At 75.8% G+C, this 25,362-nt stretch carries 24 protein-coding genes; 12 read left to right on the top strand and 12 right to left on the bottom strand.

Features of this window, described 5'->3' with window-relative positions:
• Nucleotides 1-32: 32 nt before the first annotated feature.
• The 7 genes from KPL57_RS04345 to KPL57_RS04315 all read left to right on the top strand — a co-directional run bounded on the left by KPL57_RS04345 (nucleotide 33) and on the right by KPL57_RS04315 (nucleotide 6,897).
• The gene (locus KPL57_RS04345; protein ID WP_226350563.1) at nucleotides 33-926 is read left to right on the top strand and encodes an enoyl-CoA hydratase-related protein; all 894 of its coding nucleotides are present in this window, start codon (nucleotides 33-35) and stop codon (nucleotides 924-926) included.
• Nucleotides 923-1,720, top strand: a complete 798-nt coding sequence (locus tag KPL57_RS04340; protein ID WP_226350562.1) for a nuclear transport factor 2 family protein — start codon at nucleotides 923-925, stop codon at nucleotides 1,718-1,720. The genes KPL57_RS04345 and KPL57_RS04340 overlap by 4 nt, the downstream gene beginning before the upstream one ends.
• Entirely contained in the window at nucleotides 1,717-2,655 is a 939-nt protein-coding gene (locus KPL57_RS04335) for an alpha/beta hydrolase (RefSeq protein ID WP_062396469.1), read from the top strand. Before KPL57_RS04340 ends, KPL57_RS04335 begins: the two co-directional genes overlap by 4 nt.
• On the top strand, nucleotides 2,652-3,506 hold the full coding sequence (locus KPL57_RS04330; RefSeq protein ID WP_062396471.1) for a 3-hydroxyacyl-CoA dehydrogenase family protein: 855 nt from the start codon (nucleotides 2,652-2,654) through the stop codon (nucleotides 3,504-3,506). The genes KPL57_RS04335 and KPL57_RS04330 overlap by 4 nt, the downstream gene beginning before the upstream one ends.
• Nucleotides 3,507-3,567: 61 nt before the next feature.
• Nucleotides 3,568-4,731, top strand: a complete 1,164-nt coding sequence (locus tag KPL57_RS04325; protein WP_226350655.1) for an acyl-CoA dehydrogenase family protein — start codon at nucleotides 3,568-3,570, stop codon at nucleotides 4,729-4,731.
• A gap of 2 nt (nucleotides 4,732-4,733) precedes the next feature.
• Entirely contained in the window at nucleotides 4,734-6,233 is a 1,500-nt protein-coding gene (locus tag KPL57_RS04320) for an AMP-binding protein (RefSeq protein WP_226350561.1), read from the top strand.
• A 13-nt stretch (nucleotides 6,234-6,246) separates the two neighbouring features.
• Nucleotides 6,247-6,897 (top strand): TetR/AcrR family transcriptional regulator, encoded by a 651-nt coding sequence (locus KPL57_RS04315; RefSeq protein ID WP_226350560.1) that lies wholly within the window; start codon nucleotides 6,247-6,249, stop codon nucleotides 6,895-6,897.
• Nucleotides 6,898-6,902: 5 nt separating this feature from the next.
• Here the strand turns inward: KPL57_RS04315 and KPL57_RS04310 are convergent, their stop codons facing one another.
• The 5 genes from KPL57_RS04310 to KPL57_RS04290 form a co-directional block, all read right to left on the bottom strand.
• The gene (locus KPL57_RS04310) at nucleotides 6,903-7,280 is read right to left on the bottom strand and encodes a Rieske (2Fe-2S) protein (RefSeq protein WP_062396475.1); all 378 of its coding nucleotides are present in this window, start codon (nucleotides 7,278-7,280) and stop codon (nucleotides 6,903-6,905) included.
• Between the two features lie 11 nt (nucleotides 7,281-7,291).
• Nucleotides 7,292-8,518, bottom strand: coding sequence for an NAD(P)/FAD-dependent oxidoreductase (locus KPL57_RS04305; RefSeq protein WP_226350559.1), 1,227 nt, complete (start codon nucleotides 8,516-8,518; stop codon nucleotides 7,292-7,294).
• Complete coding sequence (locus KPL57_RS04300; RefSeq protein ID WP_224391397.1) at nucleotides 8,518-8,859, bottom strand: Rieske (2Fe-2S) protein; 342 nt, start codon at nucleotides 8,857-8,859, stop codon at nucleotides 8,518-8,520. The genes KPL57_RS04305 and KPL57_RS04300 overlap by 1 nt, the downstream gene beginning before the upstream one ends.
• A 60-nt stretch (nucleotides 8,860-8,919) precedes the next feature.
• The gene (locus KPL57_RS04295) at nucleotides 8,920-9,660 is read right to left on the bottom strand and encodes a TenA family transcriptional regulator (protein WP_062396477.1); all 741 of its coding nucleotides are present in this window, start codon (nucleotides 9,658-9,660) and stop codon (nucleotides 8,920-8,922) included.
• A 234-nt stretch (nucleotides 9,661-9,894) separates the two neighbouring features.
• The gene (locus KPL57_RS04290) at nucleotides 9,895-11,526 is read right to left on the bottom strand and encodes a hypothetical protein (protein WP_226350558.1); all 1,632 of its coding nucleotides are present in this window, start codon (nucleotides 11,524-11,526) and stop codon (nucleotides 9,895-9,897) included.
• A 225-nt stretch (nucleotides 11,527-11,751) separates the two neighbouring features.
• Between KPL57_RS04290 and KPL57_RS04285 the strand changes: the two genes are divergently transcribed.
• The 3 genes from KPL57_RS04285 to KPL57_RS04275 are packed head-to-tail and all read left to right on the top strand — an operon-like array spanning nucleotide 11,752 to nucleotide 15,165.
• Nucleotides 11,752-13,389 carry a gamma-glutamyltransferase family protein gene (locus KPL57_RS04285; protein WP_226350557.1) on the top strand — a complete coding sequence of 546 codons (1,638 nt, stop codon included), beginning with the start codon at nucleotides 11,752-11,754 and terminating at the stop codon, nucleotides 13,387-13,389.
• Nucleotides 13,382-13,828, top strand: a complete 447-nt coding sequence (locus KPL57_RS04280; RefSeq protein WP_226350556.1) for a RidA family protein — start codon at nucleotides 13,382-13,384, stop codon at nucleotides 13,826-13,828. Before KPL57_RS04285 ends, KPL57_RS04280 begins: the two co-directional genes overlap by 8 nt.
• Nucleotides 13,825-15,165 (top strand): MFS transporter, encoded by a 1,341-nt coding sequence (locus KPL57_RS04275; protein WP_226350555.1) that lies wholly within the window; start codon nucleotides 13,825-13,827, stop codon nucleotides 15,163-15,165. Before KPL57_RS04280 ends, KPL57_RS04275 begins: the two co-directional genes overlap by 4 nt.
• A 55-nt stretch (nucleotides 15,166-15,220) precedes the next feature.
• On the opposite strand, the gene KPL57_RS04270 is transcribed toward KPL57_RS04275, so the two are convergent.
• Both KPL57_RS04270 and KPL57_RS04265 read right to left on the bottom strand, forming a co-directional pair.
• On the bottom strand, nucleotides 15,221-15,670 hold the full coding sequence (locus tag KPL57_RS04270) for a heme-binding protein (protein ID WP_226350554.1): 450 nt from the start codon (nucleotides 15,668-15,670) through the stop codon (nucleotides 15,221-15,223).
• A 28-nt stretch (nucleotides 15,671-15,698) separates the two neighbouring features.
• The gene (locus KPL57_RS04265; RefSeq protein WP_226350553.1) at nucleotides 15,699-17,126 is read right to left on the bottom strand and encodes an aldehyde dehydrogenase; all 1,428 of its coding nucleotides are present in this window, start codon (nucleotides 17,124-17,126) and stop codon (nucleotides 15,699-15,701) included.
• 111 nt (nucleotides 17,127-17,237) lie between these two features.
• Here KPL57_RS04265 and KPL57_RS04260 point away from each other — a divergent pair, with 111 nt between their 5' ends.
• Nucleotides 17,238-18,998, top strand: a complete 1,761-nt coding sequence (locus KPL57_RS04260) for a CdaR family transcriptional regulator (protein ID WP_226350552.1) — start codon at nucleotides 17,238-17,240, stop codon at nucleotides 18,996-18,998.
• A gap of 12 nt (nucleotides 18,999-19,010) precedes the next feature.
• On the opposite strand, the gene KPL57_RS04255 is transcribed toward KPL57_RS04260, so the two are convergent.
• On the bottom strand, nucleotides 19,011-21,500 hold the full coding sequence (locus KPL57_RS04255; protein ID WP_226350551.1) for an FUSC family protein: 2,490 nt from the start codon (nucleotides 21,498-21,500) through the stop codon (nucleotides 19,011-19,013).
• A gap of 90 nt (nucleotides 21,501-21,590) precedes the next feature.
• On the opposite strand from KPL57_RS04255, the gene KPL57_RS04250 reads away from it, so the two are divergent.
• Nucleotides 21,591-22,517: an NADP-dependent oxidoreductase gene (locus KPL57_RS04250; RefSeq protein ID WP_226350550.1), complete on the top strand. Its 927-nt coding sequence runs from the start codon at nucleotides 21,591-21,593 to the stop codon at nucleotides 22,515-22,517.
• On the opposite strand, the gene KPL57_RS04245 is transcribed toward KPL57_RS04250, so the two are convergent.
• The 4 genes from KPL57_RS04245 to KPL57_RS04230 are packed head-to-tail and all read right to left on the bottom strand — an operon-like array spanning nucleotide 22,457 to nucleotide 25,317.
• Entirely contained in the window at nucleotides 22,457-23,455 is a 999-nt protein-coding gene (locus KPL57_RS04245; protein WP_226350549.1) for an L-histidine N(alpha)-methyltransferase, read from the bottom strand. The two genes, KPL57_RS04250 and KPL57_RS04245, sit on opposite strands and share 61 nt — an antisense overlap.
• Nucleotides 23,452-24,477 (bottom strand): iron-containing redox enzyme family protein, encoded by a 1,026-nt coding sequence (locus tag KPL57_RS04240; RefSeq protein WP_226350548.1) that lies wholly within the window; start codon nucleotides 24,475-24,477, stop codon nucleotides 23,452-23,454. The genes KPL57_RS04245 and KPL57_RS04240 overlap by 4 nt, the downstream gene beginning before the upstream one ends.
• Nucleotides 24,474-24,656: a CDGSH iron-sulfur domain-containing protein gene (locus tag KPL57_RS04235; protein ID WP_226350547.1), complete on the bottom strand. Its 183-nt coding sequence runs from the start codon at nucleotides 24,654-24,656 to the stop codon at nucleotides 24,474-24,476. The genes KPL57_RS04240 and KPL57_RS04235 overlap by 4 nt, the downstream gene beginning before the upstream one ends.
• 10 nt (nucleotides 24,657-24,666) lie before the next feature.
• A complete protein-coding gene (locus KPL57_RS04230) occupies nucleotides 24,667-25,317 on the bottom strand; it encodes a HemK2/MTQ2 family protein methyltransferase (RefSeq protein WP_226350654.1) in 651 nt (216 codons plus the stop codon).
• Nucleotides 25,318-25,362 lie beyond the last annotated feature (45 nt).

Genomic DNA, 25,362 nt, shown 5'->3' with positions numbered 1-25,362 from the left:
GCCACGACGGCCGAGGACAAAGGAGTCGAGGCGTGGAGTTCGAGCACCTGATCTACGAGAAGGAGGGTCGGATCGCGACCCTCACGCTCAACCGCCCGCACCGCGGCAACGCGCTGTGCCGGGCGCTGCGCGACGAGATCGACCTGGCCCTCGACGACCTCGACTCCGACGACGACACCCGGGTGCTCGTCGTGAAGTCCAACGGCAAGAACTTCTGCACCGGCTACGACCTGACCGAGTGGGCCTACCTCTGGGGCACCGCCGAGACCCCGAGCCGGCCCGAGGACGCCCGCCCGCACCGCCGGGCGCCGATCTTCTCCCGTCGCGAGTTCCACGAGTCCCGCGAGCGCTGGATGCGGCTGTGGCGGATCCGCCAGGCCACGATCGGTGTCGTGAAGGGCGCCTGCGTCGCCGGGGGGCTCGACCTCGCCGGGGTTCTCGACATCGTCTTCACCGCCGAGGACGCCCGGTTCGGCCAGCCCGAGGCCCGCACCATGGGCGAGATCCACATGTTCGGCATGTGGCCGGTGCACCTGGGGATGCGCAGGACCAAGGAGTGGCTGTTCACCGGCGACGAGATGACCGGGGTCGAGGCCGCCGAGCTGGGCCTGGCCAACCGCGCCGTGCCCGCCGACGAGGTCGAGGCCGTCGCCTACGCCTACGCCGAACGCGTCGCGAACGTGCCGCTGGAGATGATCTACGCGCACAAGGAGTCGACGAACCGCTGGTGGGACGCCATGGGCATCACCGCCGCGATCGCCGCCGCCAACGACGCCGACGCGATGGCCATCGCCGGGCCCGCGATGGCCGACTTCGAGCGGATCCAGCGGGCGAGCGGCGTGCGGGCCGCGGTCGAGGACCGGGACGCGCCGTTCCGCGAGCACCGCACCTACTGGGAGGCCTACCAGGCCGGGAAGCAGCGATGACCGCGGCGCCGGAGCTGCACCCGCTGGGGTCGCTGATGCGCCGCTTCGCCGTCGACTGGCTCGACCGGGCCGACCCCGCGGTGCCCGCCGAGATCATGGCGCCGGACTACACGATCGTCATCGGCGCGTACACGATGCGCGGCCGCGAGGACTACGTCGAGGCCACCTCCGGGCAGCTCGCCCGCTTCCCCGGTCTGACGATCACGGTGCACGACGCGCTCTACACCCCGGACGGCCGGGTCGCGCTGCGGTTCACCGAGCACGGCGCCTCGGCCCGCGGCGGCGCGGCGGCCTGGCGCGGGATCGGGCTGTTCACCGCCCGCGACGGCGTGCTCGTGCACAACGCCTGCGAGGAGGACTACCTCGGCCGACGACGCCAGCTCCACGGCGGCGCGCCCGACCCGGTCGACCCGCCGATGGTGGCGCCGTGGACCGAACCGGTCGCCGGGCCCGACCCCGGCGCCGAGGAGGCGGTGCGCAGCTGGCTCGCCGCGGGCCGGGTGACCGGGCCGCTGCCCGGCGTCGTCGCCGACGACGGCCGGGGCGCCGACCCCGTGCTCGACGACGTGACCTGCGAGGTCACCGCGCTGTTCGCGGCCGGGCGGCGGGTCGCCTTCCACGCGGTGGCGCGCGGCCGCTACGCCGGCGGTCTGCCCGACGCCCCCGGTGCGACCGGCACCCCGGTGGCCCTCGGGATCGCGGGCCTGGTCGAGCCCGGCGCCGACGGCACGGTCACCGGGCACGTCGTGCGCGACCGGCTCGGTCTGCACCGCACCCTGGAGCGGGCCCGGTGAACGCCCCCGCCCCGGAGGCCGCCGCACTGCTCGCCCGGCTCGACGACCTCGGGATGCGCCCCTACACCGAGATCGGCGTGTTCGGGGCGCGGCATGCGGTCGAGGCGTCGCGCTGGATGCAGGGCGCGAAGCCCGGCGGCGTCAGCACCCGCGAGGTCCTCGCCGACGGCGGGGACGGCCCGCTGCCGGTCCGGGTCTACCACCCCGAACCGGGCACCGAGCTGCCGCTCACCGTCTGGCTGCACGGCGGCGGCTGGGTCACCGGGAGCGTCGCGCTGGCCGACCGGCCGTGCCGGGCGATCGCCGCGGCGTCGCGCACGGTCGTCGCCTCGGTGGAGTACCGGCGGGCCCCCGAGACGCCCTTCCCCGGCCCGCTCGACGACGCCGTCGCCGCGACCCGGTGGCTCGCCACCCACGCCCACACCCTGGGGGCCGACGGCTCGCGGGTCGCCGTCGGTGGCGACAGCGCGGGCGCGACGCTGGCCACGGCGGCCGCCCGCCGGCTGCGCGGGGCCCGGTGGCTGCGCCGGCAGGTGCTGGTCTACCCGCCGCTGACCCCGCCCGACCCGGACGCGCACCCGTCGTGGAAGGAGTTCGGCGCGGGGCACCTGCTGACCCGCGAGGACATGACCTGGTTCTGGCACCACTACCTGGGCGGCGACCCCCACGCCGCCACCCCGCCGCCCGACGCCGCCCCACTGACCGCACCCGGGCACGCCGGGGTGGCGCCGGTGTCGATCGCGGTCGCCGGCTGCGACCCGCTGCGCGACGAGGGCGTCGCCTACGCCGTCCGGCTGGGTGAGACCCGCGTGCCGGTGTCGCTGCGCGAGTGGCCCGACATGATCCACGGCTTCCTCGGCATGGGCGGCGAGCTCGCCGCCACCGCCGAGCTCGTCGCCTGGATCGCCGACGAGCTGTCCCGGGAGGAGACATGAGCAGTCCGGACTCGGGCACGGCGGCCGTGGTCGGCGGCGGCACGATGGGCGCCGGCATCGCCTACGTGCTCGCCGCCGCCGGGACCGCGACGACGGTCGTCGAGCCCGACGCGGGCCGCGCCGACCGGCTGGTCGGGGAGCTGACCGCACGGGCCCGCACCGGCGTGGAACGCGGCCGGGTCGACCCGGGCGTCGCCGAGGCGCTGCCCGGGCTGCTGCGGGTCGTCGGCGCGGTGTCCGAGCTGCCCACCGGCCTGGACCTGGTCGTGGAGTCGGTGCCGGAGGACCCGGAGCTGAAGGCGCGGGTGCTCGCCGCCGCCGAGGCCCGCTCCCCCCGGCTGCTGGCCACCAACACCAGCTCGGTCGGGATCGGGTCGCTGGCCGCCGGGCTCGCGGCGCCGGACCGGTTCCTGGGCATGCACTTCTTCAACCCGGTCTGGTCGATCGCGCTGGTCGAGGTGGTGCGGGGCCCGGCGACCTCCGACGACGCCGTGGCCGCCGCCCGCGACCACGCGACCCGGATCGGGAAGGAGTCGATCGTCGTCGCCGACGTGCCGGGCTTCGCGACCTCCCGGCTGGACAACATCGCGGCGTTCGAGGCGATGCGGATGCTGGAGGAGGGCGTCGCGAGCGCCGAGGACATCGACCGGGCCGCCGTGCTCGCCTACGGCCACCCGATCGGCCCGCTGCGGCTGTCCGACGTCGTCGGGCTGGACGTGCGGCTCGACATCGCCCGCCACCTCGAGAGCGTGTACGGCGAGCGCTACGCCGCCCCGGCGATCCTGCGACGGCTGGTCGGCGAGGGCCGGCTGGGTCGCAAGACCGGCCGCGGGTTCTTCCACTGGACGTGACGGTCGGAGTACCGTCAACACCTACGTTGACCTAGGAGGCAGTGTGGCCGCCGACGGACGGATGCAGGACGACCTGCTCGTCGACACCGACGAGCGCCGCGCGTTGCGCGAGGCCGTCGCGAAGCTCGTGGGCGCCTACGGGCGCAGCTACTTCCAGGAGGTGACACGCTCCGGCGGCCGCCCGGACGACCTGTGGGCCGACCTCGGCCGGGCCGGGTACCTGGGCGTGCACCTGCCGGAGGAGCACGGCGGCGGGGGCGGCGGGCTGACCGACCTCGCGATCGTCATCGAGGAGACCGCGGCGCAGGGCTGCCCGCTGTTCATGCTGGTCATCTCCCCCGCGATCGCCGGGTCGCTGCTCGTGGCACACGCCTCGGACGAGCAGAAGCGCACCTGGCTGCCGGGCGTCGCCGACGGCACGAAGCGGATCGCGTTCGCCATCACCGAGCCCGACGCGGGCACCAACACCCACAACATCACCACCACGGCCCACCCCGACGGCGACGGCTGGCGGATCCGCGGGCAGAAGTACTGGACCTCCGGCATCGACGACGCCGACGCCGTGATCGTCGTGTGCCGCGGCGCCGAGGCGGGGCCCGACGGACGGCACCCGATCTCGATGTTCCTGGTGCCCACCGACGCCCCGGGCCTGTCGTTCACGAGGATCGACGCCGCGCTGCAGATCCCGGAGAACCAGTTCACCACCTTCTTCGACGACGTCCGCGTGACCCGCGACGACCTGATCGGCGTCGAGGGCGCGGGGCTGCGCCAGGTGTTCGCGGGCCTCAACCCCGAGCGCGTCACCGCCGCGGCGCAGGCCAACGGCATCGCCCGCTACGCGCTGCGCCGCGCCGCGCGCTACGCCGCCGAGCGGACCGTGTGGTCGACGCCGATCGGGGCGCACCAGGGCGTCGCACACCCCCTGGCGGCCTGCTTCGTCGACGTCCAGCTCGCCCGGCTGATGACCATGCACGCCGCGGAGCTGACCGACGCCGGCGCCGACGCGGGCAGCGCCTCGACCGTCGCCAAGTACGCGGCGGGCGAGGCCGCGGCGAAGGCCGTCGACCAGGCGATCCAGACCCACGGCGGCAACGGTCTGTCCAACGAGTACGGGCTGGCCGACCTGTGGTTCACCGCGCGGATGTTCCGCACCGCGCCGGTGAGCCGGGAGATGGTGCTCAACCACGTCGCCCAGTACAACCTGGGCCTCCCGAAGAGCTACTGACCATGGACGCCACGCTCTCGGACCTGCTCGACCGGGTCACCGCGCTGGGGGCCGACCGCCCCGCCGTCTCCCTCGACGACCGCACCGTCACCTTCGGCGAGCTCGACGCCCGGGCCAACCGGGTGGCGCACGCGCTCGCCGCGGCCGGGCTGCGGCCCGGGGACCGGCTCGCGGTCCTGCTGCGCAACACCCCGGAGTACGTCGAGGTGCTGTTCGGCTCCGCCCGGGCCGGGGTCGTGCTCGTCGCGCTGAACTGGCGCCTCGCCGCGCCGGAGATCGCGGCCGTGCTCGGCGACGCCCGCCCGGCGCTGATCCTCACCGGCCGGGGCGAGGCGCACCTGCTCCCGGCGGGCACCGACCCGCTGCTGCTGGAGGACGGCTACGAGGCGTGGCTCGCCGGGCACCCGGCCACGCCGCCGGACGTCCCGGTCGGGCCCGACGACGTCGTCCTGCAGCTCTACAGCTCCGGCACCACCGGCCTGCCCAAGGGCGTGCTGATCACCCACGCCAACCTCGCGTACACCCCGCGGATGGGCCGGGAGTTCTACGGCATGGGCCCGGACACGGTGAACCTCGTGCCCTCGCCGCTGTTCCACATCGGCGGGATCGGCTACGGGCTCACCGCGCTCGGGCAGGGCGGGCACACCGTGCTCCTGTCCGCGCTGACCCCGGAGCACCTGCTCGCCGAGCTGGAGCGCCGGCGGGTCACGCACGCCTTCGCCGTCCCCGCGGTGGTCGCGGCGCTGCTCACCGCGCCCGGCATCGCCGAGGCGGACCTGTCGGCGCTGGACCGGATCGCCTACGGCGGCGCCCCGATGACCGAGGCGCTGCTGCGCCGCGCGATCGACGTGCTGGGCTGCGGGTTCATGGCCGTCTACGGGATGACCGAGACGTCCGGGACGGTGGTGACCCTCACCCCCGACGAGCACGACCCCGGCGGGCCGCGGGCACACCTGCTGCGCTCGGTCGGGCGGCCGCTGCCGTGGCTGGAGGTCGCGCTGACCGACCCGGTGACCGGCGCGCCCGTCGCCGACGGCGAGGTCGGGGAGATCCGGGTCCGCTCCGGGCAGAACACCCCCGGCTACTGGAACCGCCCGCAGGAGACCGCGGCCGCGCTCGACGACGGCTGGCTGCGCACCGGCGACGCCGCCTGGCGCGACGCCGACGGCTACCTCCACCTGCACGACCGGATCAAGGACATGATCATCACCGGCGGGGAGAACGTGTACCCCGCCGAGGTCGAGAACGCGCTCGCCGCGCACCCGTCGGTCGGCGACGTGGCCGTGATCGGAGTGCCCTCGCCGCGCTGGGGCGAGACGGTCGCGGCCGTCGTCGTCCCGGCCGAGGGCGCCGTCGTCGACGCCGAGGCACTGCTCGCCGACGTCCGCACCCGGCTGGCCCGCTACAAGTGCCCCACCTCGGTCACTATCGTGGACAGCCTGCCGCGCAACGCGTCCGGGAAGGTGCTCAAACGCGAGCTGCGGGCAGCACACCGGGTCTGACGTGGGGGGATCTGTGACCAGCGGGATCGGCAGGCGGCGCAGCGCGGCACGCGACGAGGGCGGCGCCGCCTACCTGGCCCGGCGCGAGGAGATCATCCGCGCCGCCGGGACGGTGTTCCGCGAGCGCGGCTTCCGCGGCACCCGGATCACCGACATCGCCGAGGCCGTCGGGATGGACCGGGCGTCGATCTACTACTACGCCGGCAACAAGGACGAGCTGTTCCAGACCGCCGTCGGCGACGCCGTGGAGCGCAACTGCCTGCGCGCCGAGGAGATCCTCGCCGGGCCGGGCACACCCGCGGAGAAGCTGCGGACGCTGGTCACCGAGCTGATGGTGTCCTACGCCGAGTACTACCCGTACCTCTACCTCTACATCCAGGAGGACCTCGCGGCGTTCGCGGAGCGCTCGCAGTGGACGCGGACGATGGCCCGCTACAACAAGCGCTACGAGAACGTCGTCGTCGCGATCGTCGAGGACGGCATGGCCGACGGCTCGTTCCGCCGCACCGGGGAGCCCTGGGTGATCGCCTACGGGGTCATCGGGATGGTGGCGTGGTCGAACCGCTGGTTCGACCCGTCGACCTCACCGGTCGAGGCCGCGGAGATCGGGCGGTCCTACGCCGACACGATCGTCTCCGGGCTCACGACCGGTGGTCGTCGGTAGGGGGATCAGCCCGCCGCGTCGCCCAGCCGGCGGGCCCCGACCGCACGCCGGCGCATGGCCGCCTCGGCGAGCTCGTCGTCGACGCCGACCCAGATGTGGCCCTCCTCCTCCCGCACCGGGAAGACGGTGATGGGCCGGGTCGCCGGCGGGCACAGCGGCTCGCCGGAGGTGTAGTCGAAGACGCTGCCGTGACACGAGCACAGCAGTCCCTCGTCGGTGACCTTGCCGCTGGACAGCAGGCAGTCGAGGTGGCTGCAGTAGTTCGAGGTGGCGTGCACCTCGCCGTCGGAACGGGAGACGGCGACCTCGACCTCTCCGGCGAAGAAGCGGCGGACGACCCCCTCGGGGACCTGACCGGAACGGGCGATCTTGTGGAAGTCCACGGCGTCTCTCCTCAGGCGCTGATGGTGTCGAGCAGGTCGAACAGGTCGTGGTCGTCGTCGGCGAGCTGCGCGCGGGGCACCGGGGCGTCGAGCGCGAGCAGGGCCCGGACGGCCGGGACGTCACCGCCGCGCTCGACGCAGAACGCGGCGCGCACCCGGTCGTCGGTCAGGTAGAAGGCGGTGAAGTCGCGGTCGGCGACGCTGCCGCGGACCACGACCTCCGCACCGGTCGGGGCGTGCCCGACGACCTGCAGGTTGAGGTCGAACTGGTCCGACCAGAACCACGGCGCCTCCGGCGGCGGCACCGCCTTCCCGAGCAGGGCCCGGGCGACGGTTCCGCCCTGGGTCGTCGCGTTGTCCACGTGCTCGACGCGGACGAACCCGTCACCGACGGCACGGCAGGCGACGTCCCCGGCCGCGAACACGCCGGGAGCCGAGGTCCGGCACATCTCGTCGACGACCACTCCCCCGCGGACCGGGTCGACGGCGATCCCCGCCGCGCGGGCGAGCTCGTCGCGGGGCACCGACCCCACCGCGACGACGACGAGGTCGGCCTCCACCGGCCCGGACGAGGTCTCGACCACGACTCCCGCTGCCGTCGGCGAGACGGCCGAGATCTCCTGGCCGCACCGCAGGTCCACCCCGTGGTCGCGGTACAGCCCGGCGCAGAACGCGGCCATGTCCGGCCCGAGCGCACCGAGCATCGGCAGTGGTCCGGCCTCCAGCACCACGACCTCGACCCCGAGCTCCCGCGCCGACGAGGCGACCTCGGCGCCGATCAGCCCGCCGCCGACGACGACGAGCCGCCGCAGCCCGGGCAGGGCGTCGCGGAGCCGCACGGCGTCGCCGACGGTCCGCAGGTGCACGACCCGGTCGCCGGACACCCCGGGCAGCGTGCGGGCCCGTACCCCGGTGGCCAGCAGCACGGCGTCGGCGCTCACGTGCGACCCGTCCCCCAGCTCCACCCGGCCCGGTGCGACGGCGGTGACGGCCGCCCCGGTCCGCAGCTCGACGTCGTGGGCCGCGGCCCAGGTCTCGTCGAGCAGCACGAGGTCGGCGGAGCCGGCGTCGCCGCGCAGGAACTCCTTCGACAGCGGCGGCCGCTGGTAGGGCAGGTGCGGTTCGTCGGACAACACCGTCAGCGGACCGTCGAAGCCACGACGGCGGAGCATCCGGACGGTGGCCACGGCGGCCTGCCCGGCCCCGACGGTGACGAGGCTGCGTACCGGCTCGGACATCAGTTCTCCTCCTGGCTGCGGGGGCGGGCGTCGACGTGGATCACGCCGTCGACGACCCGGACGTCGTGGACCGGCTGGCACTCGTCACGTCCGTCGGCCCGGCCGGTCACGGGGTCGAAGGCCCACTGGTGGGCGGGGCAGACGACCCGGCCCTGCCACAGCACGCCGCGGGCCAGGGACCGTCCCTTGTGGATGCAGACGTCGTCGAGCGCGACGACGCGGTCCCCGGCCAGGAACAGGGCGACCGGCCTGCCGTCGACCTCCACGCGGAGGCGACGGCGGCGGGCCAGGTCGGCGAGCGGGACGGTGGCGACCCACCGGGTGGTCTCGATGTCGCTCACGTGCACTCCCGGGCGTCGGGCCGCGACGGGCGCGGGGTGCGCGCCCGTCGCGGTGGTCGGTCAGAGGGACGGAGCGACGTAGGTGTCGTAGAGCGCGCGGGTGTAGGAGAAGCGCATCTCCGCGCCCCAGCGCACGAACTGCAGGCAGCGCTGCTGCAGCTCGGGGGTGTCGGCGTGGTCGAGCACGATCTGGTAGCCGCGCTCGCCGTGCACCTCGTCGGAGGTGATGTGCAGGTCGAAGAACTCGATCTCGTCCTCGGTGAACCCGTAGGTCTCGCGCAGCGGCACGATCTGCTTCCGGTAGATGCCCGGGACCTGCGACTCCAGCCCCACCACCAGCGCCGCGGTGGCGACCACGAAGTGCTCGCGCATCGCGACGGCGTAGCACCAGGACTGCAGCCCGCGGGTGACCGCGTTCATGTTGTCCGGGTTCTCGATGCGCTCCTTGCTCGTGCCGCAGGCCTCGCCGAACCGGATCAGCAGGTCGGTGTGCCGGATGTCGGCGAGCTCCTCCTCGTACATGTTCTGGAGGGTGAAGTCCTTGGCGTCGGTGCAGTGGTCGGGAGTGTTGCCGTAGATGTAGCCGAGGTAATCGGCGAACGGCCCGACGTAGTGGTAGTGGTTCTCCGCCCACCGGCTGAAGTGCTCGCGGGTCAGCGTCCCGTCCGCCCAGGCCTGGGAGAACGACGCGTTCTTGGCCTCGCGGCCCTTGATGGCGTCCTCCAGTGCGGCCCGGAAGTCCTCGCGGGAGAGCAGACCCGGCACCGGGGTGCCTGCGGTCTCGTCCACGGTCAGGGTCATGACGAACCCTCCAGATCAGGGATGTGGGGTGGAACCGGGGGCGTCGCTCCGCCTCTCCGGTGACCTCGACGCTAGGCGTCGGCACCCCCGTCCTCCCTGGTCAGACAGCACAAGGATCGGCGACGAGTTGCAGCAGGACGCACTGGCTCCGCCGGCGGACGGGCGCACGACGACGGCCCCGGTCCCCGCAGACCGTCGCTGCGGGGACCGGGGCCGGGTGGGCGCCGCGGGGACTCAGAGCAGCAGGGCCGCCACGAGGGTCGAGACCGCGAGCCCGGCCATCACCGGCAGGAAGCAGCGCCGGGCCAGCTCGATCACCGGGACCCGGGTCACCCCGGCGACGACGAGCAGCGACGACCAGGCCACCAGGACACCACCGCCGGCCCAGACCGAGCCCATCTGCCCGACGGCGGCCAGCGTCGCGGGGTCCACCCCCACGCTGGGCCCGAGCGCACCGGCGAGCGACCCGGTCAGCGGCAGCCCGGAGAACCCGGAGCCCTCCAGCCCGCAGAGCAGGCCGATCACCAGCACCCCGAAGCACATGACCACGGGGTTGCCGGGGATGAACCGCTCGGCCGCGACGACGAGGTCGACCAGCAGGCCGGGGGCGTGGGTCCCGTCCGGCAGTCCCAGGATGCGGCCGGCGAACTCGGCGTTGCCGAGGAAGAAGAACCCCGCGATCGGCAGGACGACGCCCATCGCCCGGAAGGCGAACACCAGTCCGTCGGTGACGTGCTCGCCGACCGAGGTCAGCGCGGCCCGCGGGCCGTCGAGCGCGACGCAGGCGACCACGACGAGCACGGTCGCGAGCCCGCCGACCAGGGCCGCCGCCGACCCGCTCTGCACCGCGGGCACGACACCCACCTGGCCCAGCACCAGGTAGACCATCATCAGGCCGAACGCGGCGGGCACGGCGACGGCGAAGATGCGGGCCAGCCGCTGCGTGCGCGGGTCGTCGGGGGCGCCGTCCGGAGCTGGGCCAGGAGCGCCGGGGCCGTCACCGGGGGCGGGGCCGGCGGGTCCGGGGACGTCCGGGACGCCGCCGGACGCGGGCGGCGGTCCGCCGCCCCCCACCGCGACGCGCTCCTCGACCTCCTCGACGACCGTCACCGGCCCGGCGGCGCCGGGACCTCCGCCGAGCCGGCGGCGCAGCCGCCGGAGCAGCCCCGTCGACGGCCGTGGCCCGGTGACCACACCGGACTCCCACTCCTCCAGCAACGCGTCCGAGGGCGTCCGCATCTGGCGGGCCAGCATCAGCCCCATGATCGTCAGCGCGGTGCCGCCGGTGACGAGCGACAGGAGCAGCGCGATGTCGGCGACCCGGCCGGGGTCCGCACCGGCCGCCGTCGCCGACAGCCCGGGCGCCACCTGCATGACGTAGTCGCTGGACAGCGCCATGCCCTGCCCGGCCACCGCGATCGCCATCGCGGCGCCCATCGCGGGGAGCCCGGCACGGATCGCGGCGGGCACCAGGATGGCCCCGATCAGCGGCACCGCCGGGGTGGGCCAGAAGAACAGGCTGATCACGAACGTCGCGACGATCAGCACCGTCCAGGCCGACCACCCGCCGCGCATGACCTTCTGGAACGGCGTGACCATCCGCTGGTCGGCGTGCATGGCCCGCAGCGTCCCGAGCAGCGCCGTCACCATCGCGATGATCAGGAAGATGTTGAACAGCTCGGACGCGGCGGTGAGCGTGGCGTTGAACAGGGCCTGGATCGCGACGACGGGGTCACCCGTCATCGCGGCGGCCGTCGCGACCGTCGCCAGGAGTGCCGGGACGAGGACGTTCCTCCGGGCGATCGTCGTGCCGAGGATCAGCACGACCCCGCCGAGATAGACCCAGTGCGCAGCAGACAAGGCCACTGCGGCCTCCTTCCCGCCGGGATCCGGCGGTGGTGTGGTGGTGTGTGGTGGTGGTGTGACGGAACACACTCACACCCCGTCGCCACCCCGAGAAGGCCCACAGTGCACAGGCAGCGGGTTTCCGATTGTGCACCGTGCTGTTACGGCACCATGCCCAGGTCGCGGCCGTGCCGGTGTGCACCTTCGCCATAGGCGCCGGGTCGTCGCGCGGGGAGGGTCGCGCGCATGACCGTCCTCGCGCCCGCGTCCTTCCCCCCTTCCGCCCGGGTCCCCGCCCTCGGTGCCGACGGCATGGTGTCCGCCAGCCATCCGGCGATCAGCCGGGCCGGCGCCGAGGTGCTGTCCTCGGGTGGCAACGCCGTCGACGCCGCGCTCGCGATGGCGGCCGTGGCGTGGCTCGCCCTGCCCGGCCAGTGCGGTGTCGGTGGCGACGCGTTCGTCCTGGTCCGCGACCCCGACGGCCGGGTCCGGGCGTTCTGCGGGAGCGGCTTCGGCCCCGACGGCGGCACGCCGGAGCACCACCGCCGCGCGGGGTCCGGACGGCTGCTCCCCCGGTACGGGGCGTCGTCGGTGACCGCGCCCGGTGCGGTCGCGACGCTGGCCGCCCTGCACGCCCACGGCGCCTCCCGGCCGCTGCCCGAGCTGTGGGGGCCCGCGGTCCGGGTCGCGACCCGGGGGCTGCCCTGCACGGCGCGGACCCGCGACGACATCGCCGGACACCGCGACCGCCTCGCCGCCGACCCGGACACCGCCGCGGCGTTCCTCCCGGGGGGCCGGCTGCCGCGGGTCGGGACCCGGCTGGTCCATCCGCGGCTGGCGGCCACGATCGCGACGCTGGCCCGGGACCCGGCCGCGTTCTACACCGGGGCGCTCGCCGACCGGGCGGTCGCGGACCTCGTCGCGGGCGGCGCCCCCTTCTCCGGGGACGAGTGGGCCGAGTCCGGCCGGGTCGTCGCCGAGGACGCGGTCTCCACCCGCTACGCGGGCCACGTCGTGCACCAGACCCCGCTGCCGACGCCCGGCTGGATGGTGCTCGACCAGCTCGCCCTCTGCGACGGCCTGCTGGGCCCCGGCGGTCCGGCCGGGGTGCCCCTCGGCGTCGACGCCGTGCACCGGCTGGCCGGGGCGGCCCGGATCGCCTTCGACGACCGGTTCCGGCTCGCCGGGTCCGACCGGCCCGCCCCGGACCGCAGGCTCGACCCGGTGCTGCTGGCCCGGGGCCGTGAGCTCCTGGGGACCGGTCCGCTGCCGGATCCGGCGGGCGCCCGCCCGGACGGGGACACCACCTCGATGGTCGCCGTCGACGGCGACGGGCGCGCGGTCGGTCTCATCGGGTCGCTGGCGTTCACCTTCGGCTCGGGGCGCGCGGTCCCGGGCACCGGTGTCGTGCTGAACAACCGGCTCGGCCGGGGCGCATACGCGATCCCCGGGCACCCCAACGAGGTGCGGCCGCGGCGCCGCCCCCTGCACACGCTCAACACCTGGATCGTCACCGACGACGCGGGCCGGCTGCGCCACGTCGGCAACACCCCCGGCGGTGACGGCCAGGTCCAGTGGAACACCCAGCTGCTCTCGCACCTGCTCGACCACGGGGCCGGGCCGCAGGACGCGGTCGACGCCCCGCGGTTCACCGTGTTCCCCGGCAGCGACGCCGGTGACCTCGGCGAACCCGCCGAGCTGCGGTGCGAGGACCGGCTCGGCGCGGACGTGCTCGCCGGTCTCGCGGACCTCGGGCACCGCGTCGTCGGGGTCGGTGACCACGGTGCGGGCGGCAGCGCACAGGTCGTGTCGGTGGACCCGGACACCGGCTGTCTCGCCGGCGGCAGCGACGGGCGCCAGGAGGGGGTGGCGCTCGGTGTCTGAGGCCGCCGCACCCGCGCCCCGGGGTCGCTACGTCGCGGCGGTGGTGCACGGCGACGCCGTGCACAGCGCCGGGATGACGCCCCGCCGCAGCGACGGGGTCCTGCTCGTCACCGGCCGGGTGGGGGCCGGGACCGACGCCGCCGCGGCCGTCGACGCGGCCGGTCTCGCCGCCCGCAACGCGCTCGCCGCCTGCACCGACGCCGCCGCCCGCGCCGGCCGGACCCTGCTGCGCCCGGTCGCGATGACGGTGTGGGTCGCCTGCATCGACACGTTCACCGGGCACTCCGCGGTGGCCGACGGCGCGTCCGCGGTGCTGGCCGGCCGCTTCGGCCCCGACGGGCTCCCCGCCCGTGCCGCGGTCGGGGTGTGCTCGCTGCCCGGGGGCTCCCCGGTGGAGGTGGCGCTCGTCGTCGCCCTCGCCCCGGACCGACCGCGGTGACCCGCCCGGCGGCGGCGCCGGCGACGGTGTTCCTCGTCGTCGGGACGTTCGCCAGCACCATCGCCAACACCCTGGTGACAGTGCCGCTGGACCGGATCGTGACCGACCTGGGCGCCCCGCTCGGGGCGGGCAGCCTCGTCGTGGTCGCGTTCAACCTGACCTGCGCGGCGATGCTGCCGCTGGCCGGCTGGCTCGGGGACCGGGTCGGGCGGCGCCGGCTGTTCCTGGTGTCGATGGTGGGGGTCGCCGTGGGCGCGGCGGGCGCCGCCCTGGCGCCCGGGCTGCCGGCGCTGGTCGCGTTCCGCGCGGTGCAGGGGCTCTCCGGTGCGCTGGTGCTGCCGACCGTCCTGGCCCTGCTCACGACCACCGCGGGCCCGGAGCACCGCGCCCGCGCGGTCTCCTGGTGGGCCGCCGCGAACGGCGCGGGCCAGGCGGCCGGTCCCTCGGTGGGTGGGGTGCTGGCCGACGCCACCGGATGGCGCAGCGTGTTCGTGGTGATCATCCCGTTCGCGCTGGTCGCGTTCGGGGGTGCGGCCCGGCTGCTGGAGCGCGACGCCCCGCGGCCGGTCCGGCTCGACGTCGCCGGGGCGCTCACGCTGACCCTCGGCACCCTCGGCCTGCTGGGGGGTGCCGCGACGGCGGCCGCGGCGGGCCCCGCCTCCCCCGCGGTCTGGGTGCCGGTGGCCGCCGGCGTGCTGGCGCTGGTCGCCTTCGTCGTGGTGGAACGGCGGGTGGAGCAGCCCTTCGTCCCCCTGTCGCTGCTGCGCGAGGCCCGGTTCGCCCGCTCCGCGGTCGCCGCGCTGGCGCAGATGCTGTGCCTGACCGCGACGCTGCTGGTGGTCCCGCTGTACCTGCTGACCGCCCGCGGGATGTCGACCGCCGAGGCCGGTCTGCTCGTCGTCGCGGTGCCGGCGGTGATGACGGTGCTGGCGCCGGTCGTCGGGCGGCTGACCGAGGCCTGGCGGCCCCGGCTGGCCCTGCGCCACGGGTTGGGCGTGCTCGTCGCCGCCGAGACGTGCCTGGCCGTCGCGGTCGGCCGGGGCGCCGGCCCGGTGGCGCTGGCCGTGGTGTGCGGTGTGGTCGGTGTCGGCATGGCGCTGACCCAGACGCCGGCGGCGGCGGGCGCGGCGCGTTCGGCGCGCGAGGCGGACTCCGGTGCCGGGCTGGGGGTGTTCAACGCGCTGCGCTTCGTCGGTGCGGCGCTGGGGGGTGTGGTGGTCGCGCTGGCCGTCGGCGACGCGCCCGCGGACCGCCTGTCCACCGTCGTGGTCGCGCTGGTCTGCGCGGGCTGCGCGCTGGTCGCGCTGGGTGTGTCGTTCGCGGGTCGCGTCCCCTGACGCGGGACGGCCCCCGTCGCGCGCGGGCGACGGGGGCCGGTGGGGCGGGAGCGGGTCAGGCCGGGACGGCGGCGACCAGGTCCGCGAAGGCCGCGAGCGTCGCGGCGCCGACGGCCTTGTCCTGCTCCCCGTTGCCGCCGCTGATGCCGACGGCTCCGACGACCTGCCCGTCGTGGACGAGCGGGAAGCCGCCGACGAACACCGTGAAGCGGCCGGGATGCATGTGCTGGATGCCGAAGGCCTCGTTGCCGGGCAGGGCGGGGCCGTCGGGCGCCTCGTTGAACAGGTGCGTCGCCCGCTGGTGCCCGGCCGCGGTGAACGCCTTGGCGATGGCGATCTCCACGCCCGTGAGGCGGGCACCGGTCATCCGGTGCAGGGCGATCGGGTGGGCGCCGTCGTCGGCGATGCAGATGGTCTGGCGGACGCCGATGCGCTCGGCCTCGGTCTCGGCCGCACGCAGCAGGACCAGGGCGTCGTCGAGGGTCAGGCGGTGGACGGTGTGCACGGTTGCCTCCGGGGTGGGGTGGTGGCGGTCAGGGCGTGAGGTAGACGGTCCGGGTGTCGGTCACGAAGTCGAGGGCCTGGCGGCCGCCCTCGGGGAAGGCCCCGCCGGACGACGCGCGGTGCCCACCGAAGGGCGGGGCGACGCCGTTGCCGGTCGTCGGCCCGTTGATCTTGATGACGCCGCAGGGGACCTCGGCGGCGAAGCGGTGGGCGGCGGCCAGGTCGCGGGTGTGCACCGACGCGGCCAGCCCGTGGGTCGAGGCGCCGACGATCCCGAGCGCCTCGTCGAGGTCGGCGACGGGCAGCACCGTGGCGAACGGCCCGAAGACCTCCTCGGTCAGCAGGTCGTGGCCGGCCGGGACGTCGGTGAACAGGGTCGGCGGCACCCAGTAGCCGTCCGGGTCGCGGCCCTCGACGTCCCACGCCGTGGCGACGACCCGGGCCCCCGCCGCGAGGGCGCTCGTGCGCAGCGCGCCGAGCCGGTGGAGTTGGGCCTCGGTGGCCACCGGGCCGGTGGTGGTCGCCGGGTGGTCGCCCGGGCCGACCCGCAGCGAGCGGACCCGGTCGGCGAGCAGCGCCATGAGCTCCGCGGCGACCGGGGTGGCGACCAGGATCCGGTCGGTCGAGGTGCACGCCTGCCCGGTGAGCCCGAACGCGCCGGTCACGATGTCGTCGGCGGCCCGCTCGAGGTCGGCGTCGGAGCACACGACGGCGCAGTTGCGCCCGCCGAGCTCCAGCTGGAGCCGGGCCTGACCGTGCGCGCGGTCGCGGATCAGCGCGCCGACCCGGTCGGAGCCGGTGAAGCTGACCGCGCGGACCCGCAGGTCGCCCAGGAGCACGTCCATCGCGTCCGGGTCGTGGCCGTGCAGGACGGGCATCGCGTCGCGGGGCAGCCCGGCGTCGTACGCGGCCGCGGCGAGGGCCTCACCGACCCCGGCGGTGACCGGCGAGGGCTTGAACAGCACGGTGTTCCCCGCCGCCAGCGCCGGGCCGATCTTGCGGGCGGCCAGCGACAGCGGGAAGTTCCACGGGGTCACCGCGGCGACCACGCCCAGCGGGCCGCGCAGCGTGTGCGCGGTCGTGCCGGGGGTCTCGGCCGGGAACGTGGTCCCCTCCACGAGGAACGCCAGCTGCGCGGCGAGCCGGAACTGCTCGGCCGCCTTGCCGACCTCGCCGCGGGCGGCGGCCAGCGGCTTGCCCTCCTCGGCCGTGACCAGGGCCGCGATCCGGTCGCGGGACTGCTCCAGTGCCCCGGCGAGGCCGGTGAGCACGGCCGCCCGGCGGGCCGGGGTGGTCGCGGGCCAGTCGCTGCCGGCGGCCCGGTCCACCGCGGCGCGGACGTCGTCCGGGGTGGACGGCCGGTAGTGGCTCACGGTGCGGCCGGGACGCGCCGGATCGACGGTCCGGGCCTCGGACCCGGACGCATCCGGGGCGGGACGTGTCGGTGCGGGGTGCACGAAGAACCTCCGGCGGATTGTGGAGTGTGACGGCTACCGCCGATTCTGGGGCGGGGCCAGCATGACCGGCACTGGACGAAGTGCAGCCGCCCACGGATCGGATATAGGCAGATGGCACAGAGCGCAGGACCCGTCGAGGAGCACGACGTCCCGGCCGCCCGGGGCGAGGAGGCCGAGACCGTCACCGTCACCGACCTGCTGGCGGAGCCACAGCTGCGCAACACGCTGGTGGCGGGCCGGGACGGGACGTCCGCGGTCGCGCGGTGGTGCGTGCCGCTGTCCGAGCTGGCGGAGGGCGCCGACCCCACCGAGGCGGGCCTGGTCGTGCACGCCCCGGTGTCACGGCTGCGGGGACCCGACGGGGCGGGCCTGGTGCGGGAGGTGGTGGCCGCGGGCGCGGTCGCGCTGCTGGTGCGCCTCGACCCCGTCGACGCCGCCGCGCCCGCGGTGCTCGCCCGCCTGCTGCCCGAGGCCAGGGCCGCCGCCGACGAGGCACGGCTGCCGCTCGCGCTGCTGCCCTCCGGCGCGGACTTCCGGTCGGTGAGCCGGCTCGTGGCGACCAAGGTGCTGGCCCAGTCGACGCACGTCCTGGAGTACAGCGACCGGGTGCACCGCTCGCTCGGCGAGATCCTGGCCCGCGGCACCGGGATCCCCGCGCTGGCCCACGGCATGTCCCGGATGGCGGGCGTCCCCGCGCTCGTCGTCGACCTCGACGGCACGGTCCTCGCCCACGAGTCCGCCGTCGGGCGGGTCGCACGGGCCCCGGAGCAGGTCGTGCAGGCGCTCCACCGCTACTCCGACACGGTGGGCGTCGCCGCAGGGGGGCACCAGCACGCGGTCTCGCTCGAACCCGTCGGCACCCCGGCGGGCGCGGTGGTGCCGCTGGTCTCGCCGGTCGCGATCGGTGGTGAGCCCTGTGGTCTGGTCGCCGTCCTGGAACCGGTCGACGCCACGGCCCACGACCGCGCCCAGCGCCGCGTCGTGGTCCAGGAGGGGGCCGTCCTGATCGGCGCCGAGATGCTGCGGATCCGGTCGATGACCGAGGCGGAGGAACGGACCCGGGGCGACTTCGTCGTGGACCTGGTCCACGGACGCTTCGCCGACGGCCAGCAGCTGCTCGCCCGCGCCCGTCACCACGGCTTCGTGCCCGACGAGCGGTACGTGACCCTCGTCGTCGAACCCGACCCCCCGGTGTCCGACGACGCCCGGACCGTGCGCCGGTTCCAGGCCGCGGCCCGGGCGGCCGAGCGCATCGAGCACCGCGGCAGTGCCCCCGTGCTGGCCGCGCAGCTCGGCGGCAACCTCGTCGTGGTCGCGCCGGTCGGCACCGGGGCCGACGGGAACGAGCCGCGCGCGCTGGCCGGTGCGGTCGCGTCGGCGGTGCAGGCGAAGCTGTCCGGCACTGCACGCGTGGCGTTCGGCGCCCCCGGTCCCGGCGCGAGCGGCACCGCGCAGAGCTACCGCGAGGCCCGGACCGCGCTCTCGCTGGCCCGGCGGGTCGACGCCGCCCCGGTGATCGGCTACGAGGACCTGCGGATCTTCGTCGCCCTGCGCGAGGTCGCCGACTCCGAGAACGGACGGCGGTTCGCCCGCGAGGTGCTCGCCCCGCTGCGCCGCGCGGACGGGCACAACCGCAGCCTGGAGAGCGTGGTGCTCGCCTACATCGCCGAGTCGGGCAACCTCAACGCGGCCGCGCGACGGCTGGGCCTGCACCGCAACACGACCCTCTACAAGCTCGACCGGGTCTCGCGGGCGATCGGGATGGACATCCGCTCCTCGGACACCCAGTTCATGGTGTGGCTGGCCCACCACGTGGACACGCTCGCGACCGTGAACGACGGGCTGGACGCGGAGCTGGCCCCACCGCCCTGAGCCCGCCCGCGCTCAGGCGTGCCGGACGCACGCCCGCCCGACCGCCCGCGCCGGTCCGCGCAGCGGGGCGCCGACCCCGGCCGGCACGGGCACCGGCACCGGACGGGCGAGGGGCGCGGCCAGCACCACGTCCGGCAGCACCGTCCCCGGCCCGAGGTGCACGTGCTCGCCGAAGGGCGCGGGCCCGGCGACGGCCGGTGCGGCGACGAGCAGGTGCGTCCCGGACGGCACGCGGACGGCGAACCCGCCGTCGTCGCCGGTGGTGACGCGGTCCAGCTGGCGGCCCGCCCCGTCGACGACGGTGACCGTCGCCGCGGCGGGTGCGCCGTCGGGTCCGCGGACCCGCCCGACCGTGGCCGGGACGGGCCCGTCGTCGCCGGTCTCCAGCAGCGCCGGGAGCTCGGCGGCCAGCAGCCCGGCCTCGCGGGCGAGCGCGGCGCCGCGCCCGGTCCCGCCGGCCGGGCCGATCAGCAGGTCGAGCACGGCCGCGCAGCTGCCCGCGGGCACCGGCCGCCCGGCGACGGCGTCCGCGGTGAGCTGCGCGAGGCGCGCACAGCCCGCGGTCAGCGCCGGGGTCCCGGACACCCCCTCGGCGGAGCGGGCCAGGCGCCGCGCGTGCTCGGCGACGGCGGTGCAGGCGGTCAGCCCGTGCGCGACGTCGCGGTGGGTGGAGCCCAGCCAGGTCCGGGTCAGCGGCCGTCCCAGCAGCAGTGTCTGGTGCAGCGCGGCGTCGAGTGCGCGCGCCCCGGCACGCAGGTCCTCGCACGGGCCGGGACGGCGCAGCGCACGGTCGACCGTCCCCAGCAGCTCGGCCAGCGCGTCGAGCAGCCCGCGGCGGGCCTCCTCGGCGGCGGACCGGGTGCGGGTGGGCAGCACGAGCACCGACACCGCGCAGCCGATGAGACCGCCGACCACGGTCTCCTCCAGGCGCAGCACCATCAGGTCCACCGTGAAGGTGCCGAGCAACGCGTAGAGCTCGCCGAGCATCAGCGTGATGAAGAAGATCATCAACGCGTAGGAGAGCCGGAACAGGTAGAGCGCGCCGAAGATGCTGAGCAGGATCACCGGCAGCACCACGGCGACGTCGGGTCCCAGCACCGGCACCAGCGCGATCGCACCGACCAGGCCGATCATGGTGCCGACGATGCGGTGCGCGGCCTTGCGCACCGTCTCGGCGACGGTCGCGGTGCCGGTGAAGGCGATGAACGCGGCCAGCACCGCCCAGTAGTAGCGCTGCTCGGACAGCGCGTCGCCCACCGCGATCGCGACCGCGGTGGCCACCGCGACCTGCACGGCCTGGCGGGTGGTCAGCGACAGCCGCGAGGCGGGACGGCCGGGGTCCGGCGGGCGGTGCAGCCGGGTCACCGTGCCCGCCGAGCCGGGCAGGTTTCCCCCGAACAGCTGGACGGCGGGGGCGAACGCGGCCGCCTCCCCGACGGTCGGGGCGGCGGTGTCCTCCGGCACCGTGCCGGTGGTGCCCGCCCGCACCGTGGAGAGGGCGGCGGTCCAGTCGGCGCGGGCGTCGGCGAGCACCGTCGCGTCGACGGCGAGCCGGCGCGGCCCCGGGGCCGCCACCCGGTCGGCGACCCGTCCGGCCCGCTCGCGCACCGCGTCCCAGCGGCCGCCGTGCAGCGCGGTGAGGACCGTGCGGGCGTCGTCGCAGTCCAGGGCGCCGGGGCCGACCCGGGTCAGTGCGGTCACGGCCAGCTCGGCGTCGAACACCGCCCGGCGGACGATCCGGGCGGCGTCGTCGTCGGCGACGGCGGCCGGGGTCCCCAGCTGCCCGTCGATGACCAGCGCGGCCTCGTTCACCCGGACCAGCAGGCTCGCCAGCCGGGCCTCGGCGCGCTCCCGCTCGGCGGTGCCGGGGGCGTGCCCGTCGAGGGCCAGCACGGTCCCGGCGAGACCGGCGAGCCGCGCCTCGAACGAGCGCAGCATCCGGCGGAGCACCCGGTCGTTGCGGATCGGGAGCAGCACCAGCGTCAGCAGCATCACCCAGACGATCGCGACCGCGACGACGAACGCCACCCCGGGCAGCATCTCCGGGCGCAGGTTCAGGAACAGGGCGAAGAAGTAGCCCATGAACCCGCCCATGCCGCAGACGAAGAACCGCAGCCCGAAGCGCCGCACCCAGACCGCGACGAACACCACCACGACGAACGCGGTCAGCGACGCGATCCGGTTCCGGTCGACGAGCAGTGCCACGCCCATCCCGGCGAGCATCGACAGGGCCAGGAAGCACAGCGTGACCGCCTGCCCGGCGCGGGTGGCGTCGAAGATCCCGAACGAGGCCAGCATCGCCACCACCGCCCCGAGCATCATCGGCACCAGCGGCGGGGTGCCCGTCGTCGTCGCGACGAGGTACTCCACGCCCAGCGTGGTGGCGATCGCCAGCACGGCGCGGACCGCCGAGACGAGCCGGACGAGGCCGGGGTCGGAGGCGACGAACCGGTCACGGGCCCGGAGGAGGCGGTCGGACGCGGTCGGCACAGTCCGTTGCATATGCTAACGATATACCGGATCGTGATCTTCGCGCATCCCGGGCCCGCCGGACGTAGCGTGGGCCGCCAGGACGGATCACGGAGGTGGCGGGTGCGCGGGTACGGGTTCGTGGCGGCGGGTGGCCCGGAGCAGCAGGCGTTCGTCGAGGTCGAGGAACCCCGGCCCGGGCCGGGTGAGCTGCTCGTGCGGGTCCGGGCGGCCGGGGTCAACCCGGGCGACTGGCGGATGCGCGACGGCGACTACGGCGTCGCCGGGCCCGCGGTGCTCGGCCGCGAGGTCGCCGGGACCGTGCTGGAGGTCGGCGACGGCGTCACCGGGTTCGCCCCCGGCGACGAGGTGTTCGGCGGCTGCCCGGACATGCAGGGCGGCTGGGCGCCGCGGGCGCGGGTCACCGCCGGGTTCGCCGCGCACCGCCCGCCGGGAGTCTCCCCCGAGCAGGCGGCGGCGCTGCCGGTCGCCGCGGGCACCGCCTGGGACACCCTCACGAACCTCGACCTGCCCGCCGGGGCGACGCTGCTGGTCAACGGGGCGGGCGGCGGGGTCGGCCTGCCGCTGGTGCAGCTGGCCCGCCGCCGCGGGCTGGCCGTCGTCGGCACGGCGAGCCCCGGCAAGCACGCCCTGCTCGCCGGGTTCGGCGCCGTCCCGGTGGCCTACGGCGACGGCGTCGCCGACCGGATCCGCGCGGCCGCGCCCGGCGGTGTCGACGGCGCCCTGGACCTGGTCGGCGGCGACGCGCTGCGCGCGGTGGCCGGGCTCGTCCCGCCCGCGACGCTGTACTCGATCGCGGACAAGCCGCTGGTCGCACAGCTGGGCGGGCGCGACGTCACCCGCGACCGCAGCACCGCGGTGCTCGACGCGCTCGCCCGGCTCGTCGCCGACGGGGAGCTGGACCCGCTGGTGCGCGAGACCCGCCCGTTCGACGACGCCGGTGCGGCGCTGGCGCTGGTCGAGGACGGTCACGTGACCGGCAAGGTCGTACTGCTCCTCCAGTCCCTCCGGAACAGGAACAGCCCGTAGCGGTGCCCGTCGTCGACCCACTCGGCCTCGGCCCGCAGACCGTGCGCGGCGACGTCGGCGAGCAGGCGGTCGTGCTCGAACTTCGCCGAGAACCCGACGTTGACGCTGTCGCCGCGACGCAGGTGGAGCACCCGGTCCAGCCCGGGCAGCAGCACGGTCTGGTCGCGGCGGGCCCACAGCCGCCCGTCGACGACCCCGGCGCCTGCGTCGTAGTGCGCGATGGCGTGCAGACCGTCGAGGTCGACGACCCCGCCGAAGCGGTGGGCGAGGTGGTCGAGGTGGTTGAGCCGGAACCGGGCGAAGGCGTCGTACCCGGGCGGGTCGTTGTAGCAGGTCTCGAACACCGCGGCGGGTTTGACGAGGTCCGCGGACAGCAGCAGCGCGTCGCCGGGGCGCAGCGTGGCGCCGATCCGGGCGAGCAGTGCGGAGCGCTCGTCGGCCGTGGTGTTGCCGATGTTGGCGCCGAGGAACAGCACCGCCACCGGTGCTCCGCCGTCGTCGCGCAGCCGGTCGAGGCCGGCCTCGTAACGCCCCCACAGCCCGGTGACGGTCAGCCCCGGCAGGTCCGCCATGCGTTCGGCGCTGAGCACGAGCATCTCGCGGCTCACGTCGATCGGCAGGTAGGTCGTCGGCCGGGTCGCCGAGCAGTGTTCGAGCAGCAGCCGCGTCTTCTTCGCGCTCCCGGACCCCAGCTCGGCGACGCGTGGGCAGCCCAACCGGGCCGCGATGTCGGTGCCGTACCGCTCCAGGAGCGCTCGCTCGCAGCGGGTCAGGTAGTAGGTCGGGAGGTCGGTGATCTGCTCGAACAGCGCCGAGCCGAGCGCGTCGTAGCCGAACCAGGGAGGGATCCGCGGCAGCGGCTCGGCGAGGTGGGCGCGCAGCACGGCGACGTCGTCCCAGAAGGACCCCTGTTCCAGCTCGACCGGTGCGGCGGTCACCGGGAGGGCCCGTCCCCGAGCGGGCGCAGGCTGGACTCCCCCGCCGACCAGCGGGCCAGCACCCGGTCGGCGAGCCGGTCGCCGAGCAGCCCGGCGGCCCGGATGCCGAACACGACCTCGGCGGCGAGCGCGGGCTCGATCTGCAGCAGCGGCGCCAGGACGTCGCGGCGCACGACCTGCTCGTGGACGGCGTCGGCCTCCACGTGCTCGTCGTAGAACCGGACCGCGGCCGGGCCGCAGCCGAGCCGGCGCATCGCCCGGACCAGCCGTTCCGACCCCGGCGACGACGTCAGCTCCACCAGCGCGAACTGCCCGACCAGTGCGCCGCGCAGGCCGCGCCGCAGGCCGCACAGCGACATGAAGTTGACCTCGGCGAGGGTCTCGGCGCCGACGACGTCGACGTGCGCGCCGTAGGCGTCGGACAGGCCGAGGTCGCGCATCATGTCGGCGAACAGCACGGCGTGCATGAGGGCGGCGTCGCCCGCGCCGTACTCGTCGTGCTCGACGGTGACCAGGCCCGCCTTGGCGGCCGGGGGCAGCCGCGGGATCACCCAGGCCTGCGGGTCGGCCTCCTTGAGGTGGTAGATCGAGCGGTGCACGACGTACTCGCGCAGCTGCCACAGCTCGCCGCGGCGCAGCAGGTGGTGGGTCACGCCGGTCTCGGCACCGGGCCCGACCGGTTCGACGAGCAGCGCGTCGACGGCGCCGGCGACGTCGTCGGAGGCGGGTACCGCGGCGCGCAGTGCGGCCAGGAACCGTTCCTCCAACCCGACGCGCAGCCCGAGCAGCCGCACGTCCCACTCGTGCTCGTCGCCGATCCCGGCGAAGCCGCGGTAGTGCAGCTCGTAGCAGCAGTGCAGGGCCAGGTGCAGGTCCTCGCCCCAGGGGTCGGCGTCGTCCGGGCCGGGCAGCCCGGCCGGGTCGCCGCGCAGCAGTGCGAGCACCGCCGCCGACAGCGGGCCGCGGGCCTCGGGCAGGGGCGCGATCCCGGTACCGGGTGTGGTGTGCGGCAGGACGGTCATGCGTCGCGCTCCTCCCGGACCCGGGTGCGGTGGCTGGTGTCGCAGAACGGCGGACGACGGGTGCGCCGGCAGGTGCACAGGGCGGTCACCGGCCGCTGCGAGCGGACCCGGGTGCCGTCGGGCAGCTCGACCTCGACGGGGCCGCGGACGAGCACCGGACTGTCGTCGGTCAGTGTCACGCGGGTCGGCTCAGACGGCACGGAGCGCCTCGATCACGACGAGCTGCTCGTCGACGGCGCCGGGCTGCACCAGGCCGCGGGCCTCGTGCAGGGCGGCGCGGGCGCGCATGACCGGGCCGAGCGGGATCCGGGTCCGGTCGGCGACGCGGGCGGTGAGCCCGGCCGCGGCGAGCCGTTCCAGCGAGGCCTCCACCCCGGACACGGCGCTGTGCACCATCAGCAGGGCGCCGCCCGGCTCCAGGTGGTCGGCGACGCCGTCGCAGATCCGGTCGATCACCACCCGGCCGTCGCGGCCGCCGTCCCAGCTGCGGGCCCGGCGGTACCGGGCCGGCCGGTCGGTGCGCGACGGCACGTACGGCGGGTTGGCCGTGACCAGCGCGAACCGGCGGCCGCGGACGGGGCCGAACAGGTCGCCGCGGTGCACGGTGAGCGGTGCGCGGTGCAGCCGCCCGTTGAGCCGGGCCGCGGCCACGGCACGGTGCGACAGGTCGACCGCGGTGACGGCACCGGCGCCGCACCGGGCCGCGGCGAGGGCCACGGTGCCGGTGCCGGTCCCGAGGTCGAGCACGGCGCCACGGGCCCGACCGGAGACGGCGACGGCACGCGCCAGCATCTCCGAGTCCGACTGCGGCCGGTAGACCCCGGGCGGGGTCAGCAGCATCGGGGTCACGGCGGCCGTCTACCCGGGATCCGGCACCCCACTCCT

It is taken from the genome of Pseudonocardia sp. ICBG601, from assembly GCF_020496245.1.
The sequence above is the reverse complement of the archived record's forward strand: the minus strand, read 5'-3'. Positions and strand labels throughout refer to the sequence as shown.